The sequence below is a fragment of the Bradyrhizobium sp. SHOUNA76 genome (assembly GCF_023006445.1).
Classification (GTDB): Bacteria; Pseudomonadota; Alphaproteobacteria; order Rhizobiales; family Xanthobacteraceae; genus Bradyrhizobium.
Genome location: NZ_JALBHA010000242.1, coordinates 1 through 9,206, shown reverse-complemented (window position 1 = coordinate 9,206; position 9,206 = coordinate 1). Strand labels below are relative to the sequence as shown.

Annotated in this window: 8 protein-coding genes; 1 reads left to right on the top strand and 7 read right to left on the bottom strand. The window is 64.8% G+C overall.

Annotation, left to right across the window (positions count from 1 at the left end):
• From MOV74_RS22600 to MOV74_RS22580, 5 genes are all read right to left on the bottom strand, one after another.
• Positions 1 to 792, bottom strand: a 792-nt coding sequence (locus tag MOV74_RS22600; protein ID WP_404979159.1) for a M16 family metallopeptidase, incomplete at its 3' end; no start/stop codon positions are given.
• A gap of 201 nt (positions 793 to 993) precedes the next feature.
• On the bottom strand, positions 994 to 1,719 hold the full coding sequence (locus tag MOV74_RS22595; RefSeq protein ID WP_246927076.1) for a hypothetical protein: 726 nt from the start codon (positions 1,717 to 1,719) through the stop codon (positions 994 to 996).
• Between the two features lie 96 nt (positions 1,720 to 1,815).
• Positions 1,816 to 2,310 (bottom strand): signal peptidase II, encoded by a 495-nt coding sequence (gene lspA / locus MOV74_RS22590; protein ID WP_246927073.1) that lies wholly within the window; start codon positions 2,308 to 2,310, stop codon positions 1,816 to 1,818.
• A gap of 5 nt (positions 2,311 to 2,315) precedes the next feature.
• Positions 2,316 to 5,324 carry an isoleucine--tRNA ligase gene (ileS, locus tag MOV74_RS22585; RefSeq protein ID WP_246927070.1) on the bottom strand — a complete coding sequence of 1,003 codons (3,009 nt, stop codon included), beginning with the start codon at positions 5,322 to 5,324 and terminating at the stop codon, positions 2,316 to 2,318.
• 205 nt (positions 5,325 to 5,529) lie between these two features.
• A complete protein-coding gene (locus MOV74_RS22580) occupies positions 5,530 to 6,501 on the bottom strand; it encodes a bifunctional riboflavin kinase/FAD synthetase (RefSeq protein ID WP_246927066.1) in 972 nt (323 codons plus the stop codon).
• A gap of 228 nt (positions 6,502 to 6,729) precedes the next feature.
• Between MOV74_RS22580 and MOV74_RS22575 the strand changes: the two genes are divergently transcribed.
• Positions 6,730 to 7,125 (top strand): response regulator, encoded by a 396-nt coding sequence (locus tag MOV74_RS22575; protein WP_008567674.1) that lies wholly within the window; start codon positions 6,730 to 6,732, stop codon positions 7,123 to 7,125.
• 159 nt (positions 7,126 to 7,284) lie between these two features.
• Here MOV74_RS22575 and MOV74_RS22570 read toward each other — a convergent pair whose 3' ends face one another.
• Together MOV74_RS22570 and MOV74_RS22565 are read right to left on the bottom strand one after the other, a co-directional pair.
• Positions 7,285 to 8,139, bottom strand: a complete 855-nt coding sequence (locus MOV74_RS22570; RefSeq protein ID WP_246927060.1) for a TIGR01459 family HAD-type hydrolase — start codon at positions 8,137 to 8,139, stop codon at positions 7,285 to 7,287.
• A 15-nt stretch (positions 8,140 to 8,154) separates the two neighbouring features.
• On the bottom strand, positions 8,155 to 9,206 hold a 1,052-nt coding region (locus tag MOV74_RS22565; RefSeq protein WP_246927057.1), incomplete at its 5' end, for an EAL domain-containing protein.

Below are 9,206 nucleotides of genomic sequence, written 5' to 3'. Positions count from 1 at the left end.
CGCGGCCGGCTCCGGCTCCTGCGGACGAACGCGCCGTGCGGGAATGGCGGGCTGCGCCGGGATCGAGCCGAAATTGCGCTCGACCAGCGGGCGTATGTCGGCGGCCTCAACGTCGCCGGCGATCACCAGGATCGCGTTGTTCGGCGCATAGAAGCGGCGATAGAAGGCGAGCGCGTCCTCGCGATCGAGCTTCTCGATCTCCTGATGCCAGCCGATCACCGGCCGGCCGTAAGGATGATTGAGATAGAGCGCGGCCATGATCTGCTCGTTCAGCCGCGCGTCCGGATTGTTTGCGACGCGCATATTGTATTCTTCGAGCACGACGTCGCGCTCGGGCAGCACGTTCTCGTCCTTGAGGATGAGGCCGGTCATGCGGTCGGCCTCGAACTCCATCATGGTCGGCAGCTGCTCTTTCGGCACGCGCTGGTAGTAGTTGGTGTAGTCGACCGAGGTCGAGGCGTTCTCGTTGCCGCCGACGCGGAGCACGGTCTGGGAGAATTCGCCGACGGGGTGCTTCGAGGTGCCCTTGAACATCAGGTGCTCGAGGAAGTGGGCGAGGCCGGACTTGCCCGGCGTCTCGTCGGCCGAGCCGACCTTGTACCAGATCATCTCCGTGACGACGGGCGTGCGGTGATCGGGGATCACCACGACCTGCATGCCATTGCCGAGCGTGAAGCTGGCGGGCGGGGCCGACGTCACCGTGGTCTGGGCAAGGGCCCCACCGGCTGTCAGGACACTGGTCGAAAGCAGCGCGGCAAGGAGGCAGGCAGCCGATCGGTTTACGGACATCATGATCCTTATCAAGGGCCGAGGTCCGGATGTCCGGCTCGGAGGCACGGTATGGTACACCGTGCGGCTGAGGCTTCGCGTCACGAAGCAGAGAACTCAACGCGGTGGCAAGTTACTGATAAGCAATCATGACCGGCATCGGGCGGACATGGGCCCGCCGGCACTCGGTTCGCTTCTGCAGAACAACGCGGCAGGACAGGAACGCTATTGTTCCTTGTCCTTGCCCGACATGATGTCGAAATAAGTCCGCCGCGTTTTGTCCTGTCCGGCGCCATAGGAGTAATTCGGCGACGGTGTCTGATAGCCCGGGGGCGGCTCGACCAGCGACTGGCGCGGCGGCTCGCTGGTGAATTTCTTCTCTTCGGCGCTGTTGCCGCCCTTCATCATGTTCCACAGACCACCGGAGAAGCCGAGCTCGGCGGGACTGAGCGACGGATTGCCGTTGGTGCCCGGCTGGATCGGGTCGTTGCTCGTCCGGGGCGCCGCGGCGACCTGACCGGCCTTCATCTCGGCGGGCGTCAGGGGGCGGGCGGCCTGCCAGTTCTCCGTTTCCTTGGTCGCCTTCTTGCGCGCGGCGATGGCTTCCTTGCGGCGCTTTTCCTCGGGGTCCTTGGGCCAGTTCGGGGCATTCTTGGCCTGGGTCGCGGGGGGCGGCAGGTCCAGCTTGGGTGGCACGACCAGCGGCGAGCGCTCGCGGTACTCGATGCCGGGCTTTTCCATGCTCTTGGCGCCGATGCCGGACATCAGATTGTCGATGATCTTCTCTTCGAAGGTCATCCCGTCATCTTCATCGTCGTCGTCACCGGCGCGAGCCGCGCCAGCCGACATGACGAGACCGATGCCGAGCGCGACAGCGGACAATTTCAACGCCCGCCAGAACCCCCATTGGGGGTCTCGAACCATCGAACCGCTGGTCTTCGAGCTGCGCATTACTGTACCTGTTCCATATTGTGGCAGATTGCCGCTCAAACGCGGCCTAACCCTCGCAAAAGCCGGGTTCCACCTGCCGGTCCGTATCGGCCGGGATCAGGGCGCTTTTGCGGCGGGTACCCCCAGGAAGGAATCATACAATAGGGCTGCGACCCCAGCAACGATGGCCACGTCCGCGAGGTTAAACACATACCAATTATAGGTATTTCCGCCGATCTCGATGTGGAACAGGGCGAAATCGACCACCGCGCCATAAGCCAGTCGGTCGATGCTATTGCCGATGGCGCCGCCGATGATCAGGCCCAGTGCGACCGTGGCGAGAAGGGTGTGCGAGCGGGCCATCCAGATTGCCAGCGCGACCACGGCGAGGACCTTGACCGCCATCAGCGCCAGCTGCGCCGCCTGGCTGTCGTTCTGGAGCCAGCCGAAGCTGATGCCGATGTTCCAGGCCAGCACCAGGTCGAAGAACGGCGTCACCTTCACCGCGCCGCGACGGGCGAGGTCGAACACGTTCAGCAGCCACAGCTTTGAGGCCTGGTCGGCCACGAGCGTGACCATTGCCGCGAAGATGCCAGCGCCGAGCGGGGTCATGGGGATCAGACCGCTACCCCCAACGCCTTCCATTCGCGCAGCGCCTTCGCGTCGCGCGGGGTGACGTCGGGGTATTCAGCGTCGTCGCCGACCATCGGGGAGATCTTCCAGGAGCGAGCGCATTTGGTGCCGACCGCCTTCTCCACCACGACCGCGACACCGGGCACCGCATCGAGACGGAACGCAGCTGCCGGCGCCTCGCCCTCACGCACCTCGTAATTCGAGGTGATGCAGATCTCGGCGAGATCAACGTCGAACAGCGTCGCCAGCATGTCGCGGTCGGCGACATAGATCACCGGCGATGCCTCCAGCGACGAGCCGATGTTCTTGGCGGCGCGTTCGAGCTCGAGCGCGCCGGTGACGACGCGGCGGACGTTGCGGATCGTCTCCCATTTCGCGGCGAGCTTGTCGTCGCGCAAGCCTTCGAGATCGGCCGGGAACAGTGTCAGATGCACCGACGGTTCGGCCTCGGGCCGGTACATGCGCCAGCCTTCCTCCGCGGTGAAACTGAGGATCGGCGCCAGCCATTTCAGGATCGAGGCGCACAGCAGATCGATCGTCGTCAGCGCCGCCTTGCGCGTCAGCGAGGACGGCGGATCGCAATACAGCGTGTCCTTGCGGATATCGAAATAGAACGCCGATAGCTCGCTGTTCAGGAACGCAGACAGGATCGCGACCACTGTCTTGAAGTCGAACTCACGATAGGCCTTGTCGACGGCGGCGGCGCGACCTGCGAGCTCGTGCAGCATCAGCCGCTCGAGCTCGGGCATCTCGGCCGGCGCGACTGCGTCGGCCGGCTTGTAATGATGCAGCGTGCCGAGCATCCAGCGCACGGTGTTGCGCAGCTTGCGATAGGTCTCGACCGTGTTCTTCAGGATCTCGGGGCCGATGCGCTGGTCGTCGGTGTAGTCGCAGGAGGCGACCCAGAGCCGGAGGATGTCGGCGCCGGATTCCTTGATGACGGCCTGCGGCTCGATGGTGTTGCCGAGCGACTTCGACATCTTGCGGCCGTCCTCGGCCTGAGTGAAGCCGTGGGTCAGCACGATGTCGTAGGGCGCGCGTCCGCGGGTGCCGCAGCTTTCCAGCAGCGAGGAGTGGAACCAGCCGCGATGCTGGTCCGAGCCTTCCAGATACATCACGGTGTCGGTGCCGCCGTCGACCTTGCGCTTGATGCCTGACAGCCCCGGGAAATGCACGGGGTCTTCGAGCACGAAAGCGTGCGTCGAGCCGGAATCGAACCAGACGTCGAGGATGTCGTCGACCTTCTGCCAATCCTCGCTCGCGCACGGGCCCAGGAAGCGCTCACGGGCGCCTGTCGCATACCAGGCGTCGGCGCCTTCCTTCTCGAAGGCCTCTCCGATACGCGCGTTCACCGCCTCGTCCTGGAGAACCTCGGCTGAGCCGTCGCCCTTCTCGCGCACGAATACGGCGATCGGTACGCCCCAGGCGCGCTGGCGAGAGATCACCCAGTCCGGGCGCGCCTCGATCATGCCGTTGATGCGGTTTTCGCCCGACGGCGGCACCCATTGCGTTACCGAGATCGCGTGCAACGCGCGGGCGCGCAGCGTGTCGCCCCTCTTTGCCTTGCCGCTCACCGCCACATCCTTGTCCATCGCAATGAACCATTGCGGTGTATTGCGGAAGATCACCGGCTTCTTGGAGCGCCAGGAGTGCGGATATTGATGCTTGAGCCGGCCGCGCGCGAGCAGCATGCCCCTTTCGACGAGCGCCTTGATCACGCCCTCGTTGGCGTCGCCCTTCTCGCCCTTGTCGTTGATGACGCGCTTGCCGGTAAAGCCCGGCGCATGATCGGTGTAGCCACCGTTCTCGTCGACGGTATACGGGATCGCCGTGTTGATGCCGCGCGCATCGAGATCGCGCGCCTGCGCCATCCAGGCGTCGAAGTCCTCGCGGCCATGGCCGGGCGCGGTGTGCACGAAGCCGGTGCCGGTGTCGTCGGTGACGTGGTCGCCGGGCAATAGCGGCACGATGAAGTCATAGCCGCCGGCAAGGCCCTTCAGCGGATGCGCGCATTCGATCGCGTCCATGGTGTCGCCGGGGATGTCGCGGACCTTTTCATAGGCCGTCACGCGCGCCTGCTTGAAGACCTCTTCAGCGAGCGCGTCGGCGAGGATCAGGAGATCGCCGGTCTTGGTCCAATTGTCTGCGGGCGCGTCCGTCACCTTGTACAGGCCGTAGGCGATCTTCGGCGAGAACGAGATGGCGCGGTTGCCGGGCAGCGTCCAGGGCGTGGTGGTCCAGATCACGACGCTTGCGGCAGCAAGCGCGCCATGCGCGGGGGAGGTGACCGGGAATTTCACCCACACGGTATCGGAGGTGTAGTCCTCGTACTCGACCTCGGCTTCGGCGAGTGCCGTCTTCTCGACCACGCTCCACATCACCGGCTTGGAGCCGCGATAGAGCGTGCCGTTGGCGGCGAACTTCATCAGTTCGCGCGCGATCTGGGCTTCGGCCGGATAGCTCATGGTGGCGTAGGGATGGTCCCAGTCGCCGATGACGCCGAGGCGCTTGAACTCTTCACGTTGCACGCCGAGCCAATGCGTGGCGTAGGCGCGGCATTCCCGGCGGAAATCGATCATCGCGGTACTGTCGCGGAAGTCGGGCTTCTGCTTGCCCTTCTTGCGATAGTGCTCTTCCTCGACCTTCCATTCGATCGGCAGGCCGTGGCAGTCCCAGCCCGGCACGTAGTTGGAATCGAAGCCGAGCATCTGCTGGCTCTTGGTGACGAGGTCCTTCAGGATCTTGTTCAGCGCCGTGCCGATATGGATGTTGCCATTGGCGTAGGGCGGGCCGTCATGCAGCACGAACTTGGCGCGGCCCTTCGCACTCTCGCGCAGCTTCTCGTAGAGGCCGATGTCGTACCAGCGCTTGAGGATTTCCGGCTCGCGCTGCGGCAGGCCGGCGCGCATCGGGAAATCCGTCTGCGGCAGGAACAGGGTCTTCGAATAGTCTTTGGCTTCAGACTTTTGGGACTTTTGCGGCTTTTCGGACATGAGGCTGACTGGCTCGGAAGGGCGCGGGAAACGAATGGCGATGCGGAATCGCGGGGTGAAACGACAAAATCCCGGTCTTGCGCCGAGCCCTTGGGCTCAGGCGGAAGCCGGGCCGCTAATCCCTATGATGCGCCGCGAAAACATGGGCTTTCCATAGCAGGGGGACGGGGGAAGCGCAAAGGTTGGGGGAGGCCGGGTTTCAAGCTCAATCGATCACGCCCAGCATCGGAAACGCGTCCGGGGCCGCGGCCAGCATAGAGCGGGCGCGGGCGGAATCGTCGTCCATCTGGCGGATCAGGGCGTCGAGGCTGTCGAATTTCAACTCCTCGCGGATGAAGCCGACGAAGGCGCAGTCGAGGAGCTGCCCGTAAAGGTCGCCTTTGAAGTCGAACAGGAATATCTCGAGCAGTGGGGCGCCATTATCAAAGGTCGGACGGCGGCCGAAGCTCGCCACGCCGTCCAACCGCTCGGCGCCGCGGCCGACCCGCACGGCGTAGATGCCGTGCTTCAGGCCGCAATTGGCATCCAGGCGGATGTTGGCCGTGGGATAGCCGAGATCGCGGCCGCGCTTCTCGCCGTGAATGACCTCACCGGTGACGAACCAGGGCGCGCCCAGCATGGTGGTCGCCTCCTCCAGTTGGCCCTCGGCGAGCGCGATCCGGATGGCGCTGGAGGACACCGGCCGCTCGTCGATATCGACATGCGGCTGCACATCGACCTCGATGCCGAGCCGGGGCGCCTCGTTGACCAGCAGGCTCGGCGAGCCGACGCGTCCTTTGCCGAAATGGAAGTCGTAGCCGACGGCGATGCCGCTGACGCCAAGGCGCCCGATCAGGTCATGGTGAATGAAATCTTGCGCACTGGTCCCGGCGCGCGCCTTGTCGAAGGTCATGACCACGGCGCCTGCCAGCCCGGTGCCGGCCAGAAGCCGCAGCTTGGCCGGCTCGTCCGTCAGACGGAATTGCGGGGTGTTGGGGCTGAAAAACCGCCGCGGATGCGGCTCGAAGGTCAGCGCCAGCGCGGGGCGGCCCTGCACCCGGCCCATTTCGAGGGCTGCGGCGATCACGGCGCGATGGCCGAGATGAACCCCGTCGAAATTGCCCATGGCGACCACGGCACCCCTTGGAATAGCGGAGGTCGGCGTGGTGTCGCGGATAACGGTAAAATGCGGAGCCATCAGGGGAATTCTCGAACCGGCAGGACCGGCCGGGACCGTGGCGCGACCGGCCGGATGAAGTCAAGCGGGAGGGGGCGGCCGGACCGAACACGATTTCAGTCCTTGGGGGGCGTCCCCAATTAACGGGCTGTTTAACGCCTTGGTGCTAGTCCTTGAGTGTGGAACCGCCGGGCTCCGGCCCTGGCAGGTCCGATCGTAATATTCCTGGTTTGCGTTGGGGGAGTCGAGATGGCGGTTGATTTGTCGATGCCGGTTCTGGTGGTGGATGACTATAGCACCATGATCCGTATCATCAGGAATCTGCTGAAGCAGCTTGGCTTCGAGAACATCGACGATGCCAGCGACGGTTCGGCAGCGCTGAACAAGATGCGCGGCAAGAAGTACGGGCTCGTGATCTCCGACTGGAACATGGAGCCGATGACGGGTTACGACCTGCTGCGCGAAGTGCGCGCGGATCCGAACCTCGCCACCACGCCCTTCATCATGATCACGGCGGAATCCAAGACCGAGAACGTGATCGCCGCCAAGAAGGCTGGCGTGAACAACTACATCGTCAAGCCGTTCAACGCGGCGACGTTGAAGACCAAGATCGAGGCGGTCTTCCCGGACATGGCGAGCGCGTAAGGCGCTTCGAAGCCATCAGGTGAATTCGGAAAAGCCCGGGCTGGTCCCGGGCTTTTTGCGTTGGGTTCGTCATTCCGGGGCGGTGCGCGAGCACCGAGCCCGGAATCTCGAGATCCCGGGTCTGGTCCTTCGGACCATCCCGGGATGACGGCTAGATCGTCACCACTTCAATTCGCGCATCAGCGCCTTTGGCGGGTGGCCGAACAATTCCATCACCGATGTCGGGTCGAGCTGGTCGAGGCCCTCGAACTCCTCGGCATGGATGCCGCGGGTCACGAACAGGCAATCGATGCCGAATTCGCGCGCGCCGGTTAAGTCGGTGCGGACGGAATCGCCGATCGCCAGCACCTTTTTCCGGTCGATCGGATGACCCTGGCGTTCACCGGCCAGCGCCATCGCGCGCTCATAGATCGGGCGATGCGGCTTGCCGTAGAAGATCACTTCGCCGCCGAGCTCGCGATAGAGCTCCGCAATGGCGCCGGCGCAATAGATCAGCCGGTCGCCGCGTTCCACCACGATATCGGGGTTGGCGCAGACTAGCGTCAGCTTGCGCTCGCGCGCCTTCAGCATCATGCCGCGATAATCTTCCGCCGTCTCGGTCTCGTCGTCATAAAGGCCGGTGCAGACGATGTAATCGGCTTCCTCCAGCGGCGCGGTTGTTGCGTCGAGGCCGCGATAGATCGAGTTGTCGCGCTCGGGGCCGAGCCAGAACATCTTGCGGCCGGGATGATCGGCGACATAGAGCCGCGTCAGGTCGCCCGAAGACACGATCGCGTCATAGGTCTCGTCGGCCACGCCGAGCTTGCGCAATTGCCGCTGCACCGAGTCGGCTGGCCGCGGTGCGTTGGTGATCAGGATCACCGTACCGCCGCGGCTGCGATAGGTGTGCAGCGCCTCGCAGGCCTCGGGGAAGGATTCGAGGCCGTTGTGGACCACGCCCCAGATGTCGCTGAGCACGACATCGACGCCACCCACGAGTTCGCGCAGGCTTTCGGCGAAATGTAGCGTGGTCATGATGCGCGCGGCCCGTTAGATGCGGCGCGCGAGCGCCGCGTTGCCGGTGATGCGTTGTGCCGGAATTGCGGCTGAAGTCGCGCCAGATGTCGTGCCTTGGCTGGGGGGAGCGGAGCCATTGGATCCCTGAATGTCCTGCGCCTGGTTCGGCGCGGCCCCGCCGGTAGCAGATGCCCCCTCCGGCCGCAATGGCCGGGGCGGCGCGAACAGGAAGCCCTGGCCGAACCGCACGTCATAGTCGAGCAGGTCGACGACCGCGCGCTCGCCTTCGATCCTTTCGGCGATCAGGTCGATGCCGAAGCGGCCCAGCAGATCGGAGAGGTCGGAGGGGTGGATGTCCGAGGCCGAGGCCTGCCTGGGGTCGAGCAGCAGCGTGGCCGGCACCTTGATGAAGCGCACCCCGCGGTCGGCCAGCTCGCGCGGTTCGATCCTGAGATCCGTGACATGGTCGATCGAGAAACGGAAGCCGCGCTGGGCGAGCGCCGCGAGATTCTCGGTCTCGGCCGGGCCGAGATTGCGGAATGTCGATTGCTTGAACTCCAGCACCAGCGAAGGCGCCAGCGCCCGGTTGGCTTCGAGGAAGTCGAGGCATTGTGCGAAGGTGGTGGAATTGCCGAGCGTGGAAGCCGCGACGTTGCAGAACACGCCGACGTCCTTGTTGCGCACCATCAGGCGCCGCAGCACCTGCACACAGCGCAGCATCACCATGTTGTCGATGCGCCCGATCAGCCCGGAAGCCTCCGCGATGCTGATGAACTCCTCGGCTGCGATCAGCTGGTCGCGCTCATCGCGCAGGCGCGTCACCGCTTCGTAGAACCGCACCTTGCGCTGCGGCAGCGTCACCATCGGCTGGAGGAAGATGTCGATGCGGTTCTCGTCGATGGCGTTGCGCATCGTCGCCAGCAGTTGAGTCTGGTTGCGCGGGGAAGCCGTCTGAATCGGGTTGGTGGTCTGGCTCTGGACCGCTGGCGCCTGAGCCGGCCGCGGCTGGGCCAGCGGAGGTGCTGCGGGAAGCGGGGGAGGGGCAGTCGGCCGCTCTTCGAACGGCGCAATCAGATCGATCGGCG

Coding starts and splice junctions, on each gene's coding strand:
- MOV74_RS22570 (WP_246927060.1), bottom strand. CDS start 8,139: ATGACCACGCTACATTTCGCCGAAAGCCTGCGCGAACTCGTGGGTGGC.
- ileS (WP_246927070.1), bottom strand. CDS start 5,324: ATGTCCGAAAAGCCGCAAAAGTCCCAAAAGTCTGAAGCCAAAGACTAT.
- lspA (WP_246927073.1), bottom strand. CDS start 2,310: ATGACCCCGCTCGGCGCTGGCATCTTCGCGGCAATGGTCACGCTCGTG.
- MOV74_RS22575 (WP_008567674.1), top strand. CDS start 6,730: ATGGCGGTTGATTTGTCGATGCCGGTTCTGGTGGTGGATGACTATAGC.
- MOV74_RS22595 (WP_246927076.1), bottom strand. CDS start 1,719: ATGCGCAGCTCGAAGACCAGCGGTTCGATGGTTCGAGACCCCCAATGG.
- MOV74_RS22580 (WP_246927066.1), bottom strand. CDS start 6,501: ATGGCTCCGCATTTTACCGTTATCCGCGACACCACGCCGACCTCCGCT.